The 23,367-nt window shown below is 74.8% G+C and carries 18 protein-coding genes; 4 read left to right on the top strand and 14 right to left on the bottom strand.

Annotation, left to right across the window (positions count from 1 at the left end; genetic code table 11):
• Positions 1-44: 44 nt before the first annotated feature.
• Both ACR807_RS06290 and ACR807_RS06285 read left to right on the top strand, forming a co-directional pair.
• The gene (locus ACR807_RS06290; protein ID WP_438920252.1) at positions 45-425 is read left to right on the top strand and encodes a DoxX family protein; all 381 of its coding nucleotides are present in this window, start codon (positions 45-47) and stop codon (positions 423-425) included.
• A gap of 79 nt (positions 426-504) precedes the next feature.
• Complete coding sequence (locus ACR807_RS06285; RefSeq protein WP_438920251.1) at positions 505-1,041, top strand: hypothetical protein; 537 nt, start codon at positions 505-507, stop codon at positions 1,039-1,041.
• On the opposite strand, the gene ACR807_RS06280 is transcribed toward ACR807_RS06285, so the two are convergent.
• Together ACR807_RS06280 and ACR807_RS06275 are read right to left on the bottom strand one after the other, a co-directional pair.
• Positions 1,042-4,617 carry an ATP-dependent helicase gene (locus ACR807_RS06280; protein WP_438920309.1) on the bottom strand — a complete coding sequence of 1,192 codons (3,576 nt, stop codon included), beginning with the start codon at positions 4,615-4,617 and terminating at the stop codon, positions 1,042-1,044. It abuts the gene before it with no gap.
• Between the two features lie 79 nt (positions 4,618-4,696).
• Positions 4,697-7,912, bottom strand: coding sequence for an ATP-dependent helicase (locus ACR807_RS06275; protein WP_438920250.1), 3,216 nt, complete (start codon positions 7,910-7,912; stop codon positions 4,697-4,699).
• A 71-nt stretch (positions 7,913-7,983) separates the two neighbouring features.
• Here ACR807_RS06275 and ACR807_RS06270 point away from each other — a divergent pair, with 71 nt between their 5' ends.
• Positions 7,984-8,313, top strand: coding sequence for an MGMT family protein (locus ACR807_RS06270; protein WP_438920249.1), 330 nt, complete (start codon positions 7,984-7,986; stop codon positions 8,311-8,313).
• Position 8,314: 1 nt separating this feature from the next.
• Here ACR807_RS06270 and ACR807_RS06265 read toward each other — a convergent pair whose 3' ends face one another.
• Positions 8,315-8,671: a tetratricopeptide repeat protein gene (locus tag ACR807_RS06265; RefSeq protein WP_438920248.1), complete on the bottom strand. Its 357-nt coding sequence runs from the start codon at positions 8,669-8,671 to the stop codon at positions 8,315-8,317.
• A complete protein-coding gene (locus ACR807_RS06260; RefSeq protein WP_438920247.1) occupies positions 8,668-9,639 on the bottom strand; it encodes a pirin family protein in 972 nt (323 codons plus the stop codon). Before ACR807_RS06260 ends, ACR807_RS06265 begins: the two co-directional genes overlap by 4 nt.
• A 173-nt stretch (positions 9,640-9,812) precedes the next feature.
• Between ACR807_RS06260 and ACR807_RS06255 the strand changes: the two genes are divergently transcribed.
• Positions 9,813-10,346, top strand: coding sequence for an HAAS signaling domain-containing protein (locus ACR807_RS06255; RefSeq protein WP_438920246.1), 534 nt, complete (start codon positions 9,813-9,815; stop codon positions 10,344-10,346).
• A gap of 54 nt (positions 10,347-10,400) precedes the next feature.
• On the opposite strand, the gene ACR807_RS06250 is transcribed toward ACR807_RS06255, so the two are convergent.
• From ACR807_RS06250 to ACR807_RS06205, 10 genes are all read right to left on the bottom strand, one after another.
• Positions 10,401-11,066 carry a sirohydrochlorin chelatase gene (locus tag ACR807_RS06250; protein ID WP_438920245.1) on the bottom strand — a complete coding sequence of 222 codons (666 nt, stop codon included), beginning with the start codon at positions 11,064-11,066 and terminating at the stop codon, positions 10,401-10,403.
• Entirely contained in the window at positions 11,063-12,178 is a 1,116-nt protein-coding gene (locus tag ACR807_RS06245) for a uroporphyrinogen-III synthase (RefSeq protein WP_438920244.1), read from the bottom strand. Before ACR807_RS06245 ends, ACR807_RS06250 begins: the two co-directional genes overlap by 4 nt.
• Complete coding sequence (gene nirD / locus ACR807_RS06240; protein ID WP_438920243.1) at positions 12,175-12,495, bottom strand: nitrite reductase small subunit NirD; 321 nt, start codon at positions 12,493-12,495, stop codon at positions 12,175-12,177. Before nirD ends, ACR807_RS06245 begins: the two co-directional genes overlap by 4 nt.
• Complete coding sequence (nirB, locus tag ACR807_RS06235; protein ID WP_438920242.1) at positions 12,492-14,984, bottom strand: nitrite reductase large subunit NirB; 2,493 nt, start codon at positions 14,982-14,984, stop codon at positions 12,492-12,494. Before nirB ends, nirD begins: the two co-directional genes overlap by 4 nt.
• A 116-nt stretch (positions 14,985-15,100) precedes the next feature.
• Complete coding sequence (locus tag ACR807_RS06230) at positions 15,101-16,453, bottom strand: MFS transporter (RefSeq protein WP_438920241.1); 1,353 nt, start codon at positions 16,451-16,453, stop codon at positions 15,101-15,103.
• A gap of 100 nt (positions 16,454-16,553) precedes the next feature.
• Positions 16,554-17,999 carry an FAD-dependent oxidoreductase gene (locus ACR807_RS06225; RefSeq protein ID WP_438920240.1) on the bottom strand — a complete coding sequence of 482 codons (1,446 nt, stop codon included), beginning with the start codon at positions 17,997-17,999 and terminating at the stop codon, positions 16,554-16,556.
• On the bottom strand, positions 17,996-19,969 hold the full coding sequence (locus ACR807_RS06220; RefSeq protein ID WP_438920308.1) for a molybdopterin oxidoreductase family protein: 1,974 nt from the start codon (positions 19,967-19,969) through the stop codon (positions 17,996-17,998). The genes ACR807_RS06225 and ACR807_RS06220 overlap by 4 nt, the downstream gene beginning before the upstream one ends.
• A gap of 237 nt (positions 19,970-20,206) precedes the next feature.
• The gene (locus ACR807_RS06215; protein ID WP_438920239.1) at positions 20,207-21,010 is read right to left on the bottom strand and encodes a TIGR02569 family protein; all 804 of its coding nucleotides are present in this window, start codon (positions 21,008-21,010) and stop codon (positions 20,207-20,209) included.
• Positions 21,011-21,237: 227 nt separating this feature from the next.
• Positions 21,238-22,410 carry an adenylyltransferase/sulfurtransferase MoeZ gene (moeZ, locus tag ACR807_RS06210; RefSeq protein WP_438920238.1) on the bottom strand — a complete coding sequence of 391 codons (1,173 nt, stop codon included), beginning with the start codon at positions 22,408-22,410 and terminating at the stop codon, positions 21,238-21,240.
• A 116-nt stretch (positions 22,411-22,526) separates the two neighbouring features.
• A partial coding sequence (locus ACR807_RS06205) for a DUF3152 domain-containing protein (protein WP_438920237.1) occupies positions 22,527-23,367 on the bottom strand: 841 nt, incomplete at its 5' end.

The raw sequence follows: 23,367 nt of genomic DNA, 5'->3' as shown, positions 1-23,367 counted from the left end.
CCCTGGGGACGCCGGTCGGCGTCCGGCATGACAGGGTGGGTCCCATGGAAGCCACTCGTTCCCGTTCCTGGTCGGCGCTGGCGCTGGCCGGGTTGCTGGGCACGGCCGGTGTCACGCACTTCGCCAAGCCGAAGCCGTACGACTCGATCGTCCCCCGGCGGCTGCCGGGTGCGCCGCGGGCCTGGACGTACGCGTCCGGCGCCGCGGAGGTGGCGCTGGCCGCGGCGGTGGCCGCGCCCCGCACGCGCGGTACGGCCGCGAAGCTCGCCGCGGTGTTCTTCGCCGCCGTGTTCCCGGCGAACGTGAAGATGGCTTACGACTACCGGGCGAAGTCGCCCCGGGCGCGCGCCATCGCCTACGGGCGCCTCCCGTTGCAGGTCCCGCTGGTCCTGTGGGCCTTGCGCGTGGCACGCTCATCCCGTTGACCACTCTCCGTGCGGGGTTCGACACCCAGCGCGGCGGAGGGTCTGTCATTGAAACCGCAACCAGTTCTAGGATGCCCGAGTGCAACCGCTCCTCCACCACGCCGCTCAGGCCCTGGGTTGGCGCGGCGTCGTGGTCCCCGACGTCGCCGTGCTGGGTCACCAGGTGTCCGCGGTCGTGCGGGTCCGCGCCGACGTGCACGAGTGGCGCAGCGCGAACGGCTGGCCCCCGCAGCCCGACCCCTCGTGGTTCCGCTCGTGGTTCGAGCCGGCCGCGCACGACCGGCTGCCGGTGCCCGCGGTCGAGCTGGTCGGCGTCCTGGTGGGCGAGTCCACCGTGGACCACGCCCTCCAGTCGTGCGGCACGCTGATGACGCTCGCACCGTGCTCGGTGGTGCTGCCGCCGCCGCAGGGCGACCGGTCGTGGCCGCTGATGGAGCTGGACTACTACGGCATCGGCGTCGTCTCGGTCGACGAGGCGGGCGCGGCGGAGCTGCTGGTGCCGCCGGAGGACCGGTCGACCGAGTTCGGGCCGTCGCTGTTCGGGCGGTGGCTGCTGGAGGTCCTCTACGACCGCGTGCTGAAGGAAGTGCCCGCCGAGGCGCGGGTCACCACCTAGCTAGGCCGGGATCGAGCGGACCAGGTCGCGCAGGCCGTCCGCGTCCAGCAGGTCGGCCGGGCGCAGCGTGCGGCCGTGCCGCACGTAGTGGAACGCCGCCCGCACCTTCTCCACCGGCGTGCCGGTCAACGACGCCCAGGCCAGCCGGTACGCCGCGAGCTGCACGGACAGCGCGGGCAGCCGCCCGTCCTCCGGCACCGAGCCGGTCTTCCAGTCCACGACGGTCCAGCCGCCGTCCTCGTCGGCGAACACCGCGTCCATGCGCCCGCGCACGGACAGGCCGTCGACCTCCGCCTCGAACGGCACCTCGACGTCGTGCGGGGCCCGGTCGGCCCACTCGCTGGCCAGGAACGCCTCCTGGAGGCGGTTCAGGTCCGCGTCGGGCGAGGCGTCCTCGTCGGCCGCGCCGGGCAGCTCGTCCAGGTCGAACAGCCGCCGCACGCCGAACCGCTGCTCCAGCCACGTGTGGAACGCCGTGCCGCGGCGGGCCGACGGGTTCGGCGGGAACGGCAGGGGGCGGCGCAGGCGGCGGGCGAGCTGGTCGGGGTCGGCGGCGAGCTGGACGAGCTGGCTGACCGAGAGGTGGTCGGGCAGGACGACGCGTTCGCGCCGGTCGGCCGCCGCGGCGCGCTCGGCGAGGAGCACGTCGACGTCGCGGGCCCAGCCCTCGGGGTCGTCCGGGTCCTCGTCGGTCGCGGCCGGCTCGACCGGCTCGGGTTCGGTCCCGGGCTCAGGCTCGGCCTCCGGCTCCGGCCGGTCGGGGTCGGGGTCGGGGTCGAGGACGGGGTGGTCCAGGTCCGGGTGGTCCGGGTCCGGGTGGTCGAGGTCGGGCGGCGGCTCGTCGTCGTCCGGCTCCTCGGGCGGTGCGTAGTCGAAGTCCGGGGGCGGTTCGAGGTCGAACCGCTCGGCGTCCACCGGTTCGGCGGGCTCGGGACCGGGATCGGGCTCGACGGACTCGGGCTCGACGGGCTCGGGACCGGGGTCACCGGAGCCGGGCTCACCGGGACCGGGCTGGGCGAGGTGGCGCTCCAGCGCCGCCAGCACCAGCTCCGCCCCCTCGGCCACGGCCGCGCGCCGCCTGCCCAGCGGGTCGGCGGGCCACTGCGCGGTCTTCGTCCGCGACGCGAGCGGGTTCGGGGCGCCCTCCTCCGGGGGCGGCGCCCAGTGGGCGATGTCGGCGGGCGGGTGGTCGGCGGCCAGCACGGCGTCGCGCAGCTCGGTGAGGAACGCGGACGGCCCCTTGGGCTTCGACCCCGTCCCGCCCCACCAGTGGCCGGACACGAGCAGGCTGTGCTCGGCCCGGGTGAGCGCCACGTACAGCAGCCGGCGCTCCTCCACGAGGCGGCGGGCGTCGAAGTCCTCCTCGTGCCGGGCGAGGGCCTCCTCGACCTCCTTGCGGTCGGCGCCGGGCGGCACGCGCAGCACCGGCAGGTCCTCGGCGTCGCCGCGCAGGTCGGCGGGCAGCCCGGTGACCGAGCGCAGCCAGCTCGACGACTTCTTGCGGCCGGGGAAGACGTCCTTGACCACGTGCGGCACGGCGACGACGTGCCACTCCAGGCCCTTCGCGGAGTGCATGGTCAGCACCTGCACGCGGTTCGGCGCGACCTCCACCTCGCCGGGTTCCAGGCCGTCCTCCGCCTGTTCGGCGGTGTGCAGGTAGTCGAGCAGGGCGGGCAGCGTCGCGGACGGGCTGGCGGCGGCGAAGTCGCCGACCACGTCGGCGAACGCGTCCAGGTGCGCCCGGCCCACGCCGCCCGGCCGGGCCATGGCCTCGATGTCGAGCAGCAGGGTGCGCTCGACGTCGGCGACCAGCTCGGGCAGCGGCTGGTCGAGGCGGCGGCGCAGCGCGGACAGCTCGGCGCCCAGCCGGCGGACGCGGCGGTAGCCCTCGGCCGAGTACGCGGTGGGGTCGCCCGGGTCGTCCAGGGCGTCGGCCAGGCCCGCCTGCTCGGCGTGCTCGCCGGGCAGGGCGTCGGCCAGGACGGCGAGCGGGTCGTCCACGACGGCCTGGCGGCTCGGCGCCCCGGCCAGGTCGCGCGCCCGGTTCCACAGGGCGGCCAGGTCGTAGGCGGCGAGGCGCCAGCGCGAACCGGTGAGCAGGCGGGCGGCGGCCGTGCCCGCGAGCGGGTCGACCAGGACGCGCAGGGCGCTGGTGAGGTCGCGCACCTCGGGTTCGTCGAGCAGCCCGCCCAGGCCGACGACCTCGACGGGCAGGCCGCGGTCGCGCAGGACGGCGGAGATGGCGGCCATGTCGGAGCGGCGGCGGACCAGGACGGCGGCGGTCGGCGGCTCGTCGCTGCTGTCGAGGTGCTGCTCCCACTGGGCGGCGAGGGTGTCGGCGAGCCAGTCCAGCTCCTGGCGGACGTCGTCGAACAGCGCCAGGCGCACGTCCCCCGGTCCCGCGCCGTCGCGGGCGCGCAGCGGGTCCACGTCCAGGCCCGTCGCGCGCAGCGGCGCGGACACCGCGTTGGCCAGCTCCAGCACCTCCGGCGGGTTGCGGAAGCTGGTGAGCAGGCCGTACTTGCGGGCGGGCGGGAAGTCGTGGACGAACCTCGGGAGGTTCGCCGCGGACGCGCCGCGCCAGCCGTAGATGGCCTGCGCCGGGTCGCCCACCGACGTCACGGGCATCGGCTCGCCCCGCCCGAACAGCGACCGCAGCAGCACGCGCTGGGCGTGGCCGGTGTCCTGGTACTCGTCGAGCAGCACGGCGCCGTACCGCTCGCGCTCGCCGCGCGCCACCTCCGGGTAGTCGGCGGCCAGCCGGGCGGCCAGCGACATCTGGTCGGCGAAGTCCATGGCCGCCTCGCGCCGCTTGCGCGCCTGGTACGCCTCCAGCAGCGGCAGCAGGTTCATCCGCAGCCGCTGGGCGTCGACGACGGCCTGCAACGACTGCGGCAGGGCGTCGCCCTGCCGCTTGGTCCTCGGCGCGGACTCGATGAGCGCGCACAGCCGCTCGGCGTGCTCGCGCAGCACCTCCGGCGCCACGAGGTGCTCCCCCAGCTCGCCGGCGAGCGCGACGAGGTAGCCGGTGACGGTCGCGGGCACCTTGTCCGTGTCGATGTCCTCCGCCCAGGTGGAGACGACGCGGTGCGCGAGCTGCCACGCCGCGGTCTCGGTGAGCAGCCGCACGCCGGGTTCCACGGGCAGCCGCAGGCCGTGCTCGGCGACGAGCCTGCCCGCGTAGGCGTGGTAGGTGAGGATCACCGGTTCGCCGGTGAGGACGGCGGCCCGGCGTTCGCCGCCCGGGTCGAGCCGGTCGAGCAGCGGGGAGCCGCCGAGGCGGCGCAGGCGGGCCCGGACGCGGTCGGACAGCTGGCGGGCGGCCTTGCGGGTGAACGTGAGGCCGAGGACGCGGTCGGGCGTGACGAAGCCGTTGGCGACGAGGTAGACGACGCGGGCGGCCATCGTCTCGGTCTTGCCCGCGCCCGCGCCGGCCACGACGAGGGCGGGCGCGGTGGGCGCCGCGACGACGGCGGCCTGCTCCGGGGTGGGCCTGGGCAGGCCAAGGGCCTCGGCGACCTCGAACGGGCTGGCGAGGGCCCCCGGCCCACCCACCCGTTCGACCTCGTCCGGCATCACCACACCGGGCATTCTCCGTCGTCGGCCGGCGGGCGCTTCGGCGACCCGCAGGCTCGTGCGGAAGTCGCAGGTCAGGTCATTGACCCACCTGGCGGCCCGAGGCGTGCACCGGGCAGGTGGTGCGCGCCGGGCAGCGGTCGCAGTCGACGTTCTCGGCGGCCCGGTACTCCGGGCCGACGGAGGACCCGGCGGCGATCTGCACGGCCTCCAGCCAGACCCGGACGCCCTGCTCGTCCAGCGGCGACTGCTCCAGCTCGGTGGCGCCGGTCTTCTTGTTCTCCTTGGCCACGTACAGCAGGCGCGCGCCGCCCGGGTCGGTGCCGAGGCCGAGGTGGGTGAAGCCGCCGAGCGCGGAGGCGAGCTGGTAGACGGCGAGCTGCGGGTGGTCCTGCGCCTCCTGCTTCGTGACGGGGTTGCGGCCGGTCTTGACGTCGACCACGACCGGGCGGCCCTCGCGGTCGGTCTCCAGCCGGTCGACGCGGCCCCGCACGCGCAGCCACGGGCCGCCGTCCTGCTTGGGCACGTCGACGGAGATCTCCTCCTCGACCGCGACCTGGGTGAGCTGGTCGCGGCTGGAGGCGAGCCAGGCCAGGAACGTGTCGAGCATCCGCTCCACGCGCTGCCGTTCGCGGCGGGAGAACCAGGGCGCACCGGCGTCGACCGCGGCCCACGCCTCGTCGAGCCTCGCCCGCAGCTCCTTCTCGTCCGCGCCGGTGGCGGCGGCCTGGGCGAGGGCGTGCACGAGGGTGCCGGTGATCGACGCCAGCTCGGCCGGGTCCTGGCCGCCGTGCCGTTCGACGACCCACCGCAGCGGGCACGTGGCGAGCGTCTCCACCGTGGACGGCGACACGCTGACCGTGTGCTCCTCCGTCCACAGCGGGTCGTCGGTCGTCACGTCCGCCAGGCCGTACCAGGAGTCGGGGTGCGCGCCGGGCACGCCCGCGGCGGCGAGGCGGGCCAGTTGCGCCGCGGCGCGCTCCCGCCGCCCGGCGGGCTCGTCGTCGTCGCACACGACGCGGCGCAGCTCGCCCACCAGCTCGGCGAGCACGAGGCCGCGCTCGGGGGTGTGCGTGGGCCGTTCGAGGTCGCCGGTGGACAGCTCCTCGATCTCGTCGAGGAACCGCGACGGCTGCTCGTCCTCGCCGCGCACCGCGCTGACCAGCAACGTCCGCTCGGCGCGGCTGGCGGCGACGAGCAGCAGCCGCCGTTCCTCGGCCAGCAGCGGCGCGATGGCCGACACGGTGTCCGCCGGCACGCCCGCGACGAGGTCGACGAGCCGTTCCACGCCGAGCAGGGAACCGCGCAGCCGCAGGTCGGGCCACGCGCCCTCCTGCACGCCGGGCACCGCCACGACCGTCCACCCCCGACCGGCGGCGGCGTGCGCGGTGAGCACGGCCACGGCCTCGCCGACGGGGGCGGACGCGGCCATCGTGTCGCCCGCGAACCGCTGGGAGGCGAGGTAGTCGACGAAGCTCTCCGCGCCGGAGCCGGGCAGCCGGTCGACGTACTTCGCGGCGGCCTCGAACAGGGCGACGACCGCGTCGAGGTCGCGGTCGGCCTGCATGCCGGTGGTGCCGTGCCGGGCGGACTGGGCGACCCAGCGGTTCTCCAGCCCGGTGGCCTGCCACAGCTCCCACAGCACCTGCTCGACGGTGAGCCCGTCGTCGATCGCCCGGCGCGCCTTGCGCAGCAGCCCGCCGACGCGCCGCGCGGGCTGCGCCTCGGCGTCCTCCAGGGCGGCCAGCTTGTCGGCGGTCTCGATCACCTCGACGAGCAGCTCGCCGCTGGCGCGGTCCCCGCCGGCGGCCAGCTCCAGCCGGCGCAGGCCGCGGCGGAGCCGGCGCAGCGCCAGCGGGTCGGCGCCGCCCAGCGGGGAGGACAGCAGCATCGCGGCGGTGTCCTCGTCGAGGCTGCCGGGCACGGCGGCGGCGCGCAGCAGCGCCAGGAACGGGACGACGGCGGGCTGCTGGGCGGGCGGCAGCTCGTCGTGCGGCACGGCGACGGGCACGCCCGCCGCGAGCAGGGCGCGTTGCAGCACGGGCAGGACGCGGGTCGCGGACCGCGCGACGACGGCCATCCGCGACCAGGGCACGCCGTCGATCAGGTGGGCGCGGCGCAGCTGGTCGGCCACCCACGCGGCCTCCTGCGCGGCGGACGCGAACAGCCGCACCCGGACGTGGCCCTCGGCGTCCACCGGGCTCACCTCGCGGGTCGGCGACGCGCCGGGCAGGCGCAGCGCGAGGCGGCCGACGGCGGCGCGGACCTCCGGGGCCATCCGGTGGCCCTCGCGCAGCACGGCGGTCGGCGCGTCGGTCGCGGCCAGCAGGGACGGGTCGGCGCCGCGGAACGAGAAGATCGCCTGGTCCGGGTCGCCGACCAGGACGAACTCGTCGGCGGTCGACCCGAGGCTCGCCAGGAACGCGAGCTGGAGCGGGTCGAGGTGCTGGGCGTCGTCGACGAACAGGTGGCGGACGCGCTTGCGCTCGCCGTCGAGCACGCCGGGGTCCACCTCGAACGCGAGCAGCGCGTTGCCGATCAGCTCGGCGGCGTCGTAGGACGGCGCGTGCCCCTGGCCGCTGCTGGCCAGCAGGTTGACCTGCTCGTACTGGGTGGCGAACAGCCCGGCGGCCACCCACTCCTCGCGGCCGTGCCGGCGGCCCAGGTCGGTGAGGTCCTCGGGGGCGAGGCCGCGTTCGGTGGCGCGCAGCATGAGGTCGCGCAGCTCGGCGGCGAACCCGGGCAGGGTGAGGGCGGGGCGCAGGCGGTCCGGCCACTTCGGCGCGCCCATCGCCACGTCGCCCGCCAGCAGCTCGCGCACCACGGCGTCCTGCTCGGGGCCGGCCAGCAGCCGGGGCGGCTCCTCGCCGGTCAGCGCGGCCTGGTTGCGCAGCACCGCGAACGCGTAGGAGTGGACCGTGCGGACCAGCGGTTCCCGCGTGGTGGGCAGCAGGCCCGAGGGGGTGGGCGGCGGCGCGGCCGAGGGCTGCGCGTCACCGTCCGACGAGCCGCCGTCCGCGCGGCGGTCGGTGAGCAGGCGGGTGATCCGGGCGCGCATCGCCTCGGCGGCGCGGCGGTCGGCGGTGAGCACCAGCACCTGCTCGGGGTGCGCGCCGCGCCGCAGCACGCGGTCGGCCACGACCTCGGCGAGCAGCGTCGTCTTGCCCGTGCCGGGTCCGCCGAGCACGCGCAGCGGGCCGCCCCGGTGCTCGAACACCCGGCGCGCGGCCGGCTCCCAGTCGTGCCGGGGCTCCTCCCGCCGCTCCGGGCGCACCAACAGCGGAGCCCTGTTCACCACCACGGCGGTAGATGCAACCACGTCCCACCGACAGCCGGCGCGCCGGCACCGCGTGGAAAGCTGTCGGGGTGGACGAACAGCTGCACGAGATGGTCCGCGAGGTGGTGCGCTCGATCCCCCGCGGACGCGTCGCCACCTACGGCGACGTCGCCGACATCGCCCGCGCCCCGTCGCTGCGGATGGTCGGCACGGTCCTCAACCAGGACGGGCGCGACCTGCCGTGGCACCGGGTGCTCAAGGCCAACGGCACGTGCGCCCCCCACCTCGCCGACGAGCAGCTCCAGCTGCTCCGCGAGGAGGGGGTGCCGTCGCTCGACGGCAAGGTGGACCTGCGCACCTACCGCTGGGAGGACGCCGTCAAGGCGGAGGAGGCGGCGGAGCCTCCCGGCCTCTGGTGACTCACGGGGTGACGCGCGCCTGGACGCGGGCCACCTCGTCGCGCACCCCGGGGTCCCGCGTCAGCGCGGCCGCGAGCTTGAGCTGCGGCAGCGCCTCGGCGTGCCGGCTCTGCCTGCTCAGCGTGCGGCCGAGCAGCAGCCGGGCGTAGCCGTCCGCCGGGTCCAGCTCGACGAGCCTGGTCAGGACCGCCTCGGCCCTGCCCAGCGCGGCGGACCGGAAGTGCGCCAGCGCCAGCTCGGTCAGCACGGTGCGGTCGGTCGGGGCGTGCTCGGCGGCCTCCGCGAGGTAGCGGGCGGCGCCGCTCGGGTCGCCCGCGGCGAGGAACACCCGCCCCTTGTGCAGCAGTTCCCGGATCACTTCTCCTCCTCGTCGAGCCTGGTGTCCGCCGCGGTGACGTGCGGGACCTGGGTCCCGCCGAGCCGCCCGGCCTGGAAGTCCTCGATGGCCTCGATGATCTCGGCGCGCGTGTTCATCACGAACGGGCCGTAGCGCGCGACGGGCTCGTTCAGCGGCAGCCCGCCCAGGACCAGCACGTCCTGGTCGGTGCCCGCGCGCAGGGTGATCGCCTGCCCGCGGTCGAGCACCGCGAGCTGCCCCTCCTCCAGCGGCCGCTGCTCGCGCCCGACGGTGCCGCGCCCGTTGAGCACGTAGACCATGGCGTTGAACTCCTCCGGCCACGGGAGCCGCAGGCGCGCGCCGGCGCCGAGCGTGGCGTGCAGGTAGGTGATCGGCGTGCGGGTGGAGCCGGGGCCGCGGAAGCCCGCGACGTCACCGGCGATGACGCGGACCAGCGCGCCGCCGTCGTCGCTGGAGAGCAGCGCCGCGTCGGTGGGCTTGATGTCCTGGTAGCGCGGCGCGGTCCACTTCTCGGCCTTCGGCAGGTTGACCCACAGCTGCACGCCGTGGAACAGGCCGCCCTTGGCGACCAGTTCCTGCGGCGGCAGCTCCGAGTGCAGGACGCCGGACCCGGCCGTCATCCACTGCGTGCCGCCGTTGGTGATCAGCCCACCGCCGCCCGCGGAGTCCTTGTGCTCGAAGGCGCCGTCGATGACGTAGGTGACGGTCTCGAACCCGCGGTGCGGGTGCCACGGCGCGCCCTTGGCCTCGCCGGGGCCGTACTCGACGGCGCCCATGTGGTCGAGGAGCAGGAACGGGTCGGCGAGCGCGAGGTCGACGCCCGGGAAGGGGCGGCGGACCTGGAAGCCCTCGCCCTCCAGCGACGTGCGCGCCTGGACGACCTGCTTCACCGGACGCCACGCGGTGGTGGCCTCGGGCAGTCGGGGGAGGCGGGGAAGGGTGAGGGTGTCGGCGGTGACGGCGGGCACGGCTGCCTCCTTCGGGCCGGCCACCCGGTGCGGTGGCTCGTCCCGTAGAACCTAGTTGAGATCTCAACTATTCCGGAGGGCGGGACGGCGGGGTGATACCGAGTTGGTTCGCGGGTACCTGGCCCACCAGGATCATGGACAGGAAGGGGGGCCGTCCCGTGAACAGCCCGGTCGTGGAACACCCGTTGGTCGCCGCTTACCTGACCGCCCTGCGGGAGGAGGCCGCGGTGCTGCCCGAGGCGCGCCGCGCCGAACTGGACGAGGCGGTCCGCTCGCACATCGAGGCCACCCTGCCGGAGGACGCCTCGGACGACGACGTCGACGCCGTGCTGGACGAGCTCGGCGCGCCGGGCGAGGTCGTGGCCACGGCGGTGGAGGAGGTGCCCGAGAACGCCCGGCGCGCCGAGGCGGACGACGCCCGCGAGCCGCTGCGCGTCCTCGACGTCCTGGGCCTGGCGCTGCTGCTGGTCGGCGCGGTGCTGGTGCCCTTCGGCCACCTGGCGGGCGCGGTGCTGGTCGGCGTCTCCCGGCGGTGGTCGATCCCGGTGCGGGTGCTGCTCGTCGGCGTGCCCGCCGTGCTGCACGTGCTGCTCGCGCTCGTCGCGGACGACTGGTACTCCGGGCTGCTCGTGCTGCCGTTCACCGCGACGCAGGTCGCCGCGCTGATCGCCACCTGGTACTTCTTCTCCCGCGCGGAACGCGGGTAGCGGGGCGGGATCGGGCGGGTCGGGACGGATCGGGCGGGTCGGGCGGGTGGTGGGTCAGGCCACGCCCCGGAAGCACCGGGCCTCGTAGTAGCGCAGCAGCACGGCGTCCACGACCCGCGGGTGCGCGCCGATCGGGGCCGCGACCACGTCCGCGCCGGACTCCGCCACGACGCGGTGGAACAGGCCGGGCGCCAGCAGCCAGGAGGCCACCGCGACCCGTCCCGGGGCGCGGGCCACGACCTCCGCGACGCGCGGCGAGGCCGTGGCGGCGTACCCGACGACCACCGGCCCGACCCGACGCGCCAGGGTGTCGGCGACGGCGCGCACGTCCGCCAGCGCCCGCGGGTCCGACGACCCGGCCGCCGCGAGCACGACCGAGTCCCCCGGCCGGTAGCCGGCCTCGCGCAGGCGGGACAGCAGGGCCGGGACCAGCGCGGGCCCGATCGGGTCGGTGATCACCGCGTCGCGGTGCCCGGACGCCTCGACCTGCGCCGGGACGTCCACCCGCACGTGGTAGCCGGCCGCGAGGAACGCGGGGACCACGACGGCCGGCCCCCGCACGGACGACAGCACCGAGGTCACGTCGGGTTGCCGCACGTCGGCGTAGGCGACCCGCACCGGCACCCCGCCCAGCCGGGCGCGCACCAGCGACGCGATCTCCTCCACCACCACGGCCCCGGCGGGGTCGCGCGTGCCGTGGGCGACGAGGACGAGGGTCATACGGCCACTCCGGCGGGGTCCATGGCGAGGCGGTAGCCGCGCTTGACGACGGTGGCGACCATGCGCGGTTCGCCGAGGGCGGTGCGCAGCCGGCCGATGGCGGTCTCCACGGCGTGCTCCTCGCCGCCGCCGGGCAGGGCGGCGAGCAGGTCGCGCCGCGACACGACCGCGCCCCGCGCCGCCGCCAGCGCGCGCAGCACGGCCATCGGGGCGGGCGCCACGGGCCGCAGCTCGCCGTCCACGACGACCGCCTGGCCGCGCAGCTCGACGTCCCGGCCCGCGATGCGCAGGCGGGTCGCGCGGGCCGGCAGCGCCAGCACCAGCTCGCGGGCCAGCGCGCCGATGCGGGCGCGGGCCGGCTGGACGACGGGCACGCCGGCGGCCACCAGCGGCCCGGCGGTGATCGCGCCGACGCCCACGACCAGCACGTCGCGGCGCAGCAGGGCGACCAGCTCGTCGTACCGGCCGGAGGCGCGGGCGGTCCGCAGCACGGACGCCGCGGCGGGGGCGCTGGTGAAGGTCAGGGCGTCGACCTGGCCCGCGAGGACCGCGTCGAGCAGCCGCTCCAGCGGGCCCGGGTCGGCCGGGCCGGTCCACCGGTAGACCGGGACCTCGACGACGGTGGCGCCCGCCTCGCGCAGGGTGGAGGTGAAGTCGGGCAGCGGCTCGCCGTGCAGCTGCACCGCGATGCGCTTGCCCGCCACGCCGCCGCGCAGCAGGTGGTCGAGCAGCTCGGCGTTGCTCTCCCCGTCCGGCGACCACGACTCGACCAGGCCCGCCGCGCGCACCGCGCCCTTGGCCTTCGGGCCGCGCGGCAGGACCCGGGCGTTCGACAGCGTCCCCAGCAGCCGCGCGGCCAGGCCCCAGCCCTCGGCGGCCTCGAACCAGCCGCGGAAGCCGATGCCGGTGGTCGCCACGGCGATGTCCACCGGCTCCTCCACCACGGTCCGGGTGGCGGCGAGCAGCTCCGCGTCGTCGGGCAGCGGCACGATCCGGATGGCCGGGCCGTGCAGCACGGTGGCGCCCTTGCGCTCCAGCAGGGCGCCCAGCTCGTCGGCCCGCCGGGCAGCGGTCACACCGACCGTGTACCCGGCCAGCGGGTCGGCGATCACGGCGACCCGACCTGGACGACGCCGTCGGTCACGACCACCGGGTGCACGGGCACGCCCGTGGACGGGTCGTCGAGGCACTTGCCGGTGCTCAGCTCGAACGCCTGCTTGTAGACCGGGGACACCACGACGGGCACGCCGCCGCGGTCGCCCACGATGCCCCGCGACAGCACGGCCGCGCCGCTGAACGGGTCGATGTTGCCCAGGGCGTGCACGGTGCCCGCCGAGGTGAGGAACACCGCCACCTGCGAACCGTCCGGCAGCAGGGCGGCCACCCCGCGATCGGGCAGCAGGACGCTCAACTCGCACACGGGTGTCATCGTGCAACCTCCGGGATTCCCAGTAGGACCGGCACCTTCTGGCCGCGCTCCTCGCGGAAGGAGATCGTGGGGTCGGGCGTGCCCGGCGCGTTGACGAAGGAGGTGAACCGGGACAGCTTCTCCGGGTCCTCCAGCACGCCGCGCCACTCGTCCGCGTAGTTGTCCACGTGCTTGGCCATCGCGGCCTCCAGGTCGGCGCAGATGCCGAGGCTGTCGTCGACGATGACCGCCCGCAGGTGGTCGAGCCCGCCCTCCAGGCCCTCGATCCACGTCGAGGTGCGCTGCAACCGGTCCGCGGTGCGGATGTAGAACATCAGGAACCGGTCGATGAGCCTGATCAGCGTCTCCGTGTCCACGTCGGACGCGATGAGGTCGGCGTGGCGCGGGGTGAAGCCGCCGTTGCCGCCCACGTACAGGTTCCAGCCGTTCTCGGTGGCGATGACGCCGAAGTCCTTGCCGCGGGCCTCGGCGCACTCGCGGGCGCACCCGGACACGGCGGACTTGAGCTTGTGCGGCGAGCGCAGGCCCCGGTAGCGCAGCTCCAGCTCGATGGCCAGCCCCACCGAGTCCTGCACGCCGAACCGGCACCACGTGGTGCCGACGCACGACTTCACCGTGCGCAGCGACTTGCCGTAGGCGTGGCCGGACTCGAAGCCCGCGTCCACCAGCCGCTTCCAGATCTGCGGGAGCTGGTCCACGGTCGCGCCGAACAGGTCGATCCGCTGGCCGCCGGTGATCTTGGTGTAGAGGCCGAAGTCGCGGGCGACCTCGCCGATGACGATGAGCTTCTCCGGGGTGATCTCGCCGCCGGGGATGCGCGGCACCACCGAGTAGGTGCCGTTGCGCTGGATGTTGGCCAGGAAGTGGTCGTTGGTGTCCTGGAGCGCGGCCTGCTCGCCGCCGAGGATGTGCCCGTTGTCCAGCGAGGCGAGGATCGAGGCGACGGCGGGCTTGCAGATGTCGCAGCCGCGGCCCCGGCCGAAGCGGGCCACCAGCTCGGTGAACGTGGTGACGCCGGTGGACCGGACGACCTCGAACAGCTCGGCGCGGGACTGGTCGAAGTGCTCGCACAGCGCCTTGGACTGCTCGACGCCGCACTCGGCCAGCAGCTTCTTCAGCATCGGCACGCAGGAGCCGCAGCCCGTGCCCGCCTTGGTGCACGCCTTGATGCCCGGCACGTCGACCGCGTCGCCGGAGTTCACCGCGTCCACGATGTGCTGCTTGGTGACCGCGTGGCAGGAGCACACCTGCGCGTCGTGCGGCAGGGACAGCTCGACGCCGCCCTCCGGGCCGATCAGCGCCACCGGGTCGCCGGGCAGCGCGCGGCCGACCAGGGGCCGCAGCACCGGGTACTTGGAGGCGTCGCCGACGAGGATGCCCCCGAGCAGGGTCTTGGCGTCGTCGGACACCACGACCTTGGCGTAGGTGCCCGCGACGGCGTCGTTGACCACGACCTCCAGGGCGCCCTCCTCCTTCGCGTGCGCGTCGCCGAACGAGGCCACGTCCACGCCGAGGAGCTTGAGCTTGGTGGACATGTCCGCACCGGGGAACGCGGCGGTGCCGCCGAGCAGCCGGTCCGCGACGACCTCCGCCATGGAGTACCCCGGGGCCACCAGTCCGTACACCACCCCGTCGAGGTTGGCGCACTCGCCGATCGCGTACACGTCCGGGTCGGAGGTGCGGCAGCCGCCGTCCACGACGATCCCGCCGCGCTCGCCGACGGTCAGGCCGGAGGAGCGGGCCAGCTCGTCGCGCGGCCGGATGCCCGCGGAGAACACGACGACGTCGAGGTCCAGCTCGACGCCGTTGGACAGCTTCGCCACGAGCCGGTCGCGGTGGTCGCGCTCGATGGAGGAGGCCGAGGTGCCGGTGTGCACGGTGAGGTCGAGCTTCTCCACCAGGCGCTTGAGCAGGCCCGCGCCGCCCTCGTCGACCTGCAGCGGCATCAGCCGCGGGCCCAGCTCGACGACGTGCGGGGAGACGCCCATGCCGCGCAGCGCGTTGGCGGCCTCCAGGCCGAGCAGGCCGCCGCCGAGCACCATGCCCGCGTGCCGGCCGCTGGACCGGGCGCCCTCGACGGTGGCGCGGATGGCGTCCAGGTCGTCGATGGTGCGGTAGACGTGGCAGCCGGGCAGGTCGCGGCCCGGGACGGGCGGCACGAACGGCACCGAGCCGGTGGCCAGGACCAGCGCGTCGTAGGTCTGCGTGCGGCCGCTCGCCGTGCGGACCGCCTTCGCGGCCCGGTCCAGCTCCACGACCCGGTCGTCGAGGACCAGCTCGACCCCGTCGTCGTCGTGCGGGGCGAGCGCCAGCGCCGAGGCGTCCCAGGCGTCCACGTAGGACGACAGCGCGACGCGGTCGTAGGCGGGACGGGGCTCCTCGGCGAACACGACGACCCGCCACTGGCCGGTCGCGTCCTTCTCGCGGAGGGCCTCCACGAGGCGGTGCCCGACCATGCCGTGACCCACTACTACGAGCGTTCGCGTCATGGGACCAATCCCTTCCTCCTGCCCGGTTATGCTCACCGGGCACCGTGTCGTGCCAAGGTCGCGAATGTTTCGCAGGTGTTAAAGGACACTCACGCCGCACGTGGCGGGCATGTGCGTCACACGCCCGCGTGGGCGAGGCTCGGGACGCGCACGAAGACGCGGCGCCGCAGGTAGAACCACCACGTGGTGGCCACGCACAGCCCGTAGAACACCAGGAACGCGGTGAGCGCGGGGGCGAGCGTCCTGCTGCCCTCCAGGGAGAACTTGAACACCAGGTTGACGAGCACCCCGCCGAACGCGCCGATCGCGCCCGCGATGCCGACCACCGCCGCCGCCTGCCGCTTGGCGGACGCCACGTCGTCGCTCTGCGTGGCGAAGATGGCCGGGATCATCCGGTAGGTCGAGCCGTTGCCGACGCCCGCCAGCACGAACAGGGCGATGAACGAGCCGAAGAAGAGCGCGAAGCTGCCGACCTCGATGCTGACGAGCAGCCCGACCGTGCCGACGGCGAGGCCGCAGAACGTGGCCACGGTGATCCGCGCGCCGCCGAACCGGTCGGACAGCCAGCCGCCGAACGGCCGGCTCACCGAGCCGATGAGCGCCCCGATGAAGGCGAGCGCGACGAAGCCCTTGTGGTCCACGAAGCTGATCTTGATGAGCGACGGGAACGCGAACGAGAAGCCGATGAACGAGCCGAACGTGCCGATGTAGAGGAACGACATCACCCAGGTGTGCTTGTTCGACAGCGCCCGCCGGTAGGAGGTGCCGTCCGGCTTGGCCTGGGTGAGGCTGTCCATGAAGAACCAGGCGCACGCGGTGGCCACCACGATGAACGGCATCCAGAACAGCGCCGCGTAGGCCAGGTTCACGCCCGTGCCGATCGAGATGACGATCGGCACGACGAGCTGCACCATCGCCACGCCCAGGTTGCCGCCCGCGGCGTTGAGGCCGAGCGCGAGGCCCTTCCTGCCCTCCGGGTAGAAGAACGAGATGTTCGCCATGGAGGACGAGAAGTTGCCGCCGCCGAAGCCCATCGCGGCCGAGGTGAGCAGGAAGAACCAGTAGGGCGTGCCCGGGTCGGTGACCGCGATCACCAGCATCGTGCACGGCACCAGCAGCAGGCCCGCGCTGATCGTCGTCCACGCCCGACCGCCGAAGCGCGGCACGGCGAACGTGTACGGGATGCGCAGCACCGCGCCGACCAGGTTCGGCACGATCAGCAGCCAGAACACCTGGCCGACGCTGAACGCGAAGCCGATCGAGCCGAGGCTCACCACGACGATGGACATCAGGCTCCACACGGTGAAGCCCAGGTTCTCCGCCAGGATCGAGAACACGAGGTTCTTGCGGGCGACCCGCTTGCCGGTGGTCTCCCAGAACGCCGGGTCCTCCGGCTCCCAGTCCTCGATCCACCGACCGCGGCGCTTCGCCCGCGGCGCAACGCCCCTCGTCTCCACGACCGTGCTCATCGGACCTCCCGGACAGCGGTTCCCGTTGCGCACCAACGGTAGGAACGGCCGGTTACCGAGACGTGCGGGCAGGTGTCGCCGCCGGCAACTCCCCCGCACATCACGCGGACTGGGGCTGTGAGGCCGCGAGCCAGTCGACGATGCCGCACACGGCGTCCTTGCAGCCGCCGCAGCCGGTGCTCGCCCGGGTGGCGTCGGCGATGGCCGACAGCGAGGTGGCGCCCGCGCGCCACGCGCCGACCAGCTGCGCCTTGCTGACCGTGTTGCAGCGGCACACCACGGCGGACGCGGGCAGGTCGGCGGGGCTCGCCTCGGTCGCGCCCGCGGGCAGGGCCCGGCCCAGCAGCAGCGCCAGCCGGTCGGTGGGCGCGGGCAGGCCGCGGTCGTAGAGCTGGGTGATGGCCGCCGCCGCGTCCGGCGCGCCGAGCACGATCGCGCCGGTCACCCGGTCGTCGCGCAGCACCAGCTTGGCGTACCGGCCGCGCGCCGGGTCCTGGAAGCACAGCACCTCGTCGTCGGGCGAGTCGACCTCCGCGTGCACGTCGCCGAGCGCGGCGAGGTCCACGTCGCGGGCCTTGAGCCTGGTCACGACGGTGGTGCCGGAGTAGCGGGCGGCGGGCGCGGCGCCGGTGAGCCGGTCGGCGAGCACGGCTGCCTGCTCCCACGCGGGCTGGACCAGGCCGGACACCGTGCCCACGTGCTGGGCGCAGTCGCCGATGGCGTGCACGCGCGGGTCGCTGGTGCGCAGCGCGTCGTCCACCAGGACGCCCCGGTCGACGTCGATGCCCGCCTGCTCGGCCAGCGCCGTCTCCGCCCGCACGCCCGCCGAGACGACGACCAGGTCGGCGGGGACGTGCGTGCCGTCGGTCAGCTCCAGCCCCTCGCCCGGCACGTACCGGGAGGCGAGCGAGCCGAGCCGGAACTCGATGCCGAGGCCCTGGAGGGTCTTGGCGAGCACCCGGCCCGCGCCCGCGTCGAGCTGGCGCTCCATCAGGTGCCCGACCGGGTGCACCACGGTCACCAGGCAGCCGCGCCCGGCCAGGCCGCGGGCGGCCTCCAGGCCGAGCAGCCCGCCGCCGAGGACGGCGACCGGCGCGCCCGGCGACGCCTTCTCCACGATCCGCGCGCAGTCGTCCAGCGAGCGGAACGCCACCACGCCGGGCGCGAGGTCGCCGTTGCCGTCGAGCAGGCCGGGCGTCGGCGGCACCCACGAGCGCGCGCCCGTGGCCAGCACCAGCGCGTCGTAGGGCACCTCGGTGTCGTCGACGTGCACGACGCGGCGGGTGCGGTCGACCTTGGTGACGGTCCCGCCGAGCCGCAGGTCCACGTGGTGCTCGGCGGCCCAGTCGGGGCCGTGCAGGCGGACCGCGTCCGGGGTCAGGGAGCCCGCCACCACGCTGGACAGCAGCACCCGGTTGTAGGCCGGGTGCCGCTCGTCGCCCAGCACGGTCAGCGCGACCCGCTCCCCCTTCGGGTCGCGACGGCGGACCTCGTCGGCCAGGCGGGCGCCGGCCATGCCGTAGCCCACCACCACAACGTTCCTCATACCGTCTCCAATCGGACCGCGCACACCTTGAACTCGGGCATCCGGCTGGTCGGGTCCAGCGCCGGGTTGGTCAGCAGGTTGGCGCGACCCTCGCCCGGGAAGTGGAAGGGCAGGAACACCACGTCGATGCGCATGGACGGCACGCAGCGCACCCGCGCCGCGGTCCGGCCGCGCCGCGACACGACGGCCGCGAGGTCGCCGTGCGCCAGGCCCGCGCGGGTCGCGGTGTCCGGGTGGACCTCGACGTACGCCTCGGGCTCGGCCGCGTTCAGCTCGGCGACCAGCCGGGTCTGCGCGCCCGACTGGTAGTGCTGGAGCACCCGGCCCGTGGTGGCCTGGAGCGGGTACTCGGCGTCCGGCGGCTCGTCCGGTCCCCGGTGCTCGACCGGGGCGAACCGGGCCAGGCCGTCGGGGTGGGCGAACCGGTCGAGGAACACGCGGGGCGTGCTGTCGCGCACCACGGGCCAGTGCAGCGCCTCGCCGTCGCGCAGCCGCTGGTAGGTGACGCCGGAGTAGTCGGCGGGGCCGCCCGCGGACGCCCTGCGCAGCTCCTCGAACACCACCTCGGGTTCGGTCGGGAACCGGTCGGCGGGCTGGCCGAGGCGGGTGGCGAGGCCCTGGAGCACGTCGAGGTCGCTGCGCACCCCCTCGGGCGGGGCCACCGCCACCTGCCGCAGCAGCACGCGGCCTTCGAGGTTGGTCATGGTGCCGCTCTCCTCGGCCCACTGCGTGACCGGCAGCACGACGTCGGCGACGGCGGCCGTCTCGGACAGCACGAGGTCGGCCACGACCAGCAGGTCCAGGGCGGCGAGCCGGTCGGCGACGTGCTGCGAGCGGGGCGCGGAGACGATGACGTTGCTGCCGAACACCAGCAGCGCCTTGGGCCCGCCGGGCTGCCCGAGGGCGTCGAGCAGCTCGTAGGCCGACCGGCCGGGGCCGGGCAGGTCGTCGACGCCCCACACGTCCATGACGTGCGCGCGGGCCGCGGGGTCGGTGATCTTGCGGTAGCCGGGCAGCTGGTCGGCCTTCTGGCCGTGCTCGCGACCGCCCTGGCCGTTGCCCTGGCCGGTGAGGCAGCCGTAGCCGGAGTACTTCCGGCCGGGCAGCCCCAGGGACAGGGCGAGGTTGATCCACGCCGACACGGTGTCCGAGCCGCTGGCGTGCTGCTCGGTGCCGCGGCCGGTGAGCACGAAGGCGTTGTCCGCCTCGGCCAGGATGCGCACGGCGGCGCGCTGGTCGGCCACCGGCACGCCGGTGACCCGCTCCACCCGTTCCGGCCACCACGTCGCCGCGATGCGCCACGCCTCGTCGAAGCCCGTGGTGCGCTCCGCCAGGTACTCCTTGTCGAGGTACCCGTCGGCGACGGCGGTGTGCAGCAGGCCCAGCGCGAGCGCCAGGTCGGTGCCGGGCGCGGGCTGGAGGTGCAGCGTGGCCAGCTCGGCGGTGGCCGTGCGGCGCGGGTCGACCACGATCAGCTCGGCGCCCCTGAGGTGCTGCACGAACGGCGGCATGGTCTCCGCCGGGTTGCCGCCGACCAGCAGCACGGCGTCCGCCCGGTCCAGGTCGGTGACCGGGAACGGCATCCCCCGGTCCAGGCCGAACGCCCTGGTGCCCGCCGCGGCGGCGCTGGACATGCAGAACCGGCCGTTGTAGTCGATCTGCGAGGTGCCCAGGGCGACCCGGGCGAACTTGCCCAGCAGGTAGGACTTCTCGTTGGTGAGCCCGCCGCCGCCGAAGACGCCCACCGAGTCCGGCCCGTGGGCCTCCCGCAGCCGGCGCAGTGTCCCGGCGACCAGGTCGAGCGCCTCGTCCCAGCCGGCCGGGCGCAGCTCGCCGTCGCGGCGGACCAGCGGCGTGGTCAGGCGGGCGGGCGAGGTCAGCAGCTCGGCCGACGTCCAGCCCTTCTGGCACAGCCCGCCGCGGTTGGTCGGGAACTCCCGCGGCGACACCACGCCGTCCGTGATGGACATGGCGCACTGGAGCGCGCAGTACGGGCAGTGCGTGTCCGTCCCGGACGCGGTCGTGCTCGGGGAGTCGGTTGGGGTCACGCAGCCGACGGTAGGAACGGGCTGTTAACGGCGGACCGCGTGATGTTTCGTCCACGCGAACTTGACTGCTCAGCGCCCCCGCCGGGCGGGTGAGGTCGTCGCAGCACGGCCGTCACGACAGTGCCGCGGGTCACAGCCGCGGGGCCGCGGGCGCGGGGCTCAGAGCAGTTCGGCGACCCTGGACGCGGCGCGCTCCAGGCCCGCCAGCGACTGCCGGCCCGAGCGCGGGTGCAGGGCGTGCACGGCGAGCCGGAACAGCAGCGCCCGCAGCACGACCTGGGACCACTCCTCCAGGTGCGCCCACCGCCCGAGGATGCCGTGGTCCGCGCCGCCCCAGGCCAGCGCGTCGACCACGACGACCGCGGCGCCGTAGGAGCCCGGCCGCCAGTAGGCGGTGAAGTCGATGATGGCCGGGGCCGCGTCGCCCGCGAACAGCACGTTGCCGAACAGGTCGCCGTGCACGACCTGCGGTTTCGCCGTCACCGGCTTGCGGTGGGCGGCGTAGAGCTCGAACAGCCGGCCGCCGAGGTCCGGGTCCAGTTCGGCCTTCTCCTCGTCCCACGCGCAGCGGTCGGCGGTGGCGAACAGGTCGGTCCGCGTGTCGAGGAACCGGGGCCTGGTGAGCCCGGCGGTGGCCTGGTGCAGCTTCACGGCGACCTCGACGACCTCGTCGTGGCGCGGCTCGGCCTGACCGGACAGGTACTTGGTCGCCGCCCAGCCGCCGACGACGTAGCGGCCGTCGGTGGAGCGCAGGGGCCTGGCCACGCGGAGGTTGTCCACGTCGAGGGCGTCGAGGGTCTTGGCGACCCAGGTGGCCTCGGCGGGCTTGCCCGCCGGGCGGATGGCCGCGTCGCCGCACCGCCACACCGGTCCGCCGTCGATCAGCTCCGGTTCGGCGTCGCGCGCGCCGAACGCGGCGCGCACGTGCGACGGTGGCGGCTCCGGTGACGGCGACGGGTTCACGGCCGGCACGCTACCTGCACCGGGCCTCCGGTTGGTGGACCTCGGACCTCGTACGCGTGGTGTCCGCGCATTCGGGCTAACCGCATTATTGCGGTCTCAGTAGGGAGATCGACCGACGTGACCGGCATCACCCGGCGCGACGTCGCCCTCGACCCGAACCGGCGGGCCGCCGACAGCACGACGCCGGGGCCCGCTCGCGGCGGACCCCGGCGTCGTTCCGGAGGTGGTCAGTAGGTGGGCAGCGAGGGGTCGACCTCACGGGCCCACGCCAGGACGCCGCCGCCGACGTGCACCGCGTCCTTGAAGCCGGCCCGGTGCAGCGCGGCCAGCGCCTCGGCCGAGCGGGCGCCCGACTTGCAGTGCAGCACGACCTGCTTGTCCTGCGGCAGCTCGGCGAACGCCTCGCCGGACAGGATGCGGTCCTTCGGGATGAGCACCGAGCCCGGGATCTTCACGATCTCGTACTCGTGCGGCTCGCGGACGTCCACGAGCAGGAAGTCCTCGCCCGCGTCCTGCTTCTGCTTCAGCTCCAGCGGCGTGATGGTGTTGCCCGCCGCGGCCTGCTGCGCGTCGTCGGACACGACGCCGCAGAACGCCTCGTAGTCGATCAGCTCGGTGATCTTGACGCTCTCCGGGTCCTTGCGGATCTTGATCGTCCGGTAGGACATCTCCAGGGCGTCGTACACCATGAGCCGGCCCAGCAGCGGGTCGCCGATGCCGGTCAGCAGCTTGATCGCCTCGGTCACCATGATCGAGCCGATCGACGCGCACAGCACGCCCAGGACACCGCCCTCCGCGCACGACGGCACCATGCCGGGCGGCGGCGGCTCCGGGTAGAGGTCGCGGTAGTTCAGGCCCTGGCCGTTCGGCGCGTCCTCCCAGAAGACGCTGACCTGGCCCTCGAACCGGAAGATCGAACCCCACACGTACGGCTTGCCCAGCAGCACGGCGGCGTCGTTGACCAGGTACCGGGTGGCGAAGTTGTCCGTGCCGTCCAGGATCAGGTCGTAGTCGCGGAAGATGTCGAGCGCGTTCTCCGAGTTCAGGTGGACCTGGTGCAGCACCACCTTCACGAACGGGTTGATCTCGGCGACCGAGTCGCGCGCCGACTCCGCCTTCGGCCGGCCCACGTCCGACTGGCCGTGGATCACCTGCCGCTGGAGGTTCGACTCGTCGACGACGTCGAAGTCGACGACGCCGAGCGTGCCCACGCCCGCGGCCGCCAGGTAGAGCAGTGCCGGGCTGCCCAGGCCGCCCGCGCCGACGACCAGGACCTTCGCGTTCTTCAGCCGCTTCTGACCGTCGACCCCGACGTCCGGGATGATCAGGTGGCGGCTGTACCGCGCGACCTCTTCCTTCGTCAGCTCCGCAGCGGGCTCAACGAGCGGCGGAAGCGCCATCTCCAGTCCTCCTCGACCACACATGTCCTCTACCGAGGGACAACACCAGCCTGCCCGTCCGTCTTCCCGGATGGGAAGTCGTCCCAAGGCGCGGGACGCGCCGCCGGGACCGGTCGCTACGGGGCCACCGGGAACGGGTTGGGCGTGCACACCTTGCCGTCGGCCGCCACCGCGTTGCGGTCGCCGCCGGTCACCGAGTTGAGCTGCGCGACGTAGTCGTTGGCCACGCCGAACGACTGCTGCATCATCACCGGGGCGGGGCCGCCGTCGGTCGCGCAGCCCTCGTGCCCGTTGCCCAGGGCGTGCCCGACCTCGTGGTTGACGGCGTAGGTGCGGTAGGCGCCGATGTCGTTGCCGAACGCCTTCGCGCCGCGCACCCACCGGGCCGCGTTGATGATCACGCGCCCCGACGGCGGGTGCCAGCACGACGCCTCGAACTGGATCGAGAACCCGCACATGGCGTGCGTGGTGCTGGTCGTGGTGAGGCTGATGGTGAAGTCGACGTCGTCGCCCTCGACCCGCTGCATCGCGACCTGGCCGTTGCCGACCCAGCTGCGCGGGTCGGCCAGGAACGCGTCCACCGTGCGCGCGAAAGCCTCGCGGTCGCCGCCGTAGTCGGCCGCCTCGACGCCGTCCTCGATGGCGATGTTGTACCGGTAGAGCTGCCCGCTGCCCGTCTGCTGCGTGGCGCCGGGGACGACCTGCCACGTCCCGGCGCCCTGCGCGGAGAAGTTCGGGCCGTCCGGCAGCACCGCGGTCGGGAAGTTCTTGAGGTCGATCTGGGCGGGCGGCTTCTCACTGGCCGCGGGCGTCGCCGGGGTGGTCGCCGCCGACGCGCCGCCCGTCTGCGCACCCTGCGCGGACTGGTCCGCCGCCGGGCCGCTCCCGGTCGGCACGGCCGTGTCCAGGACGACCAGCGCGGTCAGCACCAGCAGCACGGGGATGGCGTAGATGCGC

This window comes from Saccharothrix sabaoui (genome assembly GCF_051756985.1).
In the GTDB taxonomy this organism is placed as follows: Bacteria; Actinomycetota; Actinomycetes; order Mycobacteriales; family Pseudonocardiaceae; genus Actinosynnema.
The sequence above is the reverse complement of the archived record's forward strand: the minus strand, read 5'-3'. Positions and strand labels throughout refer to the sequence as shown.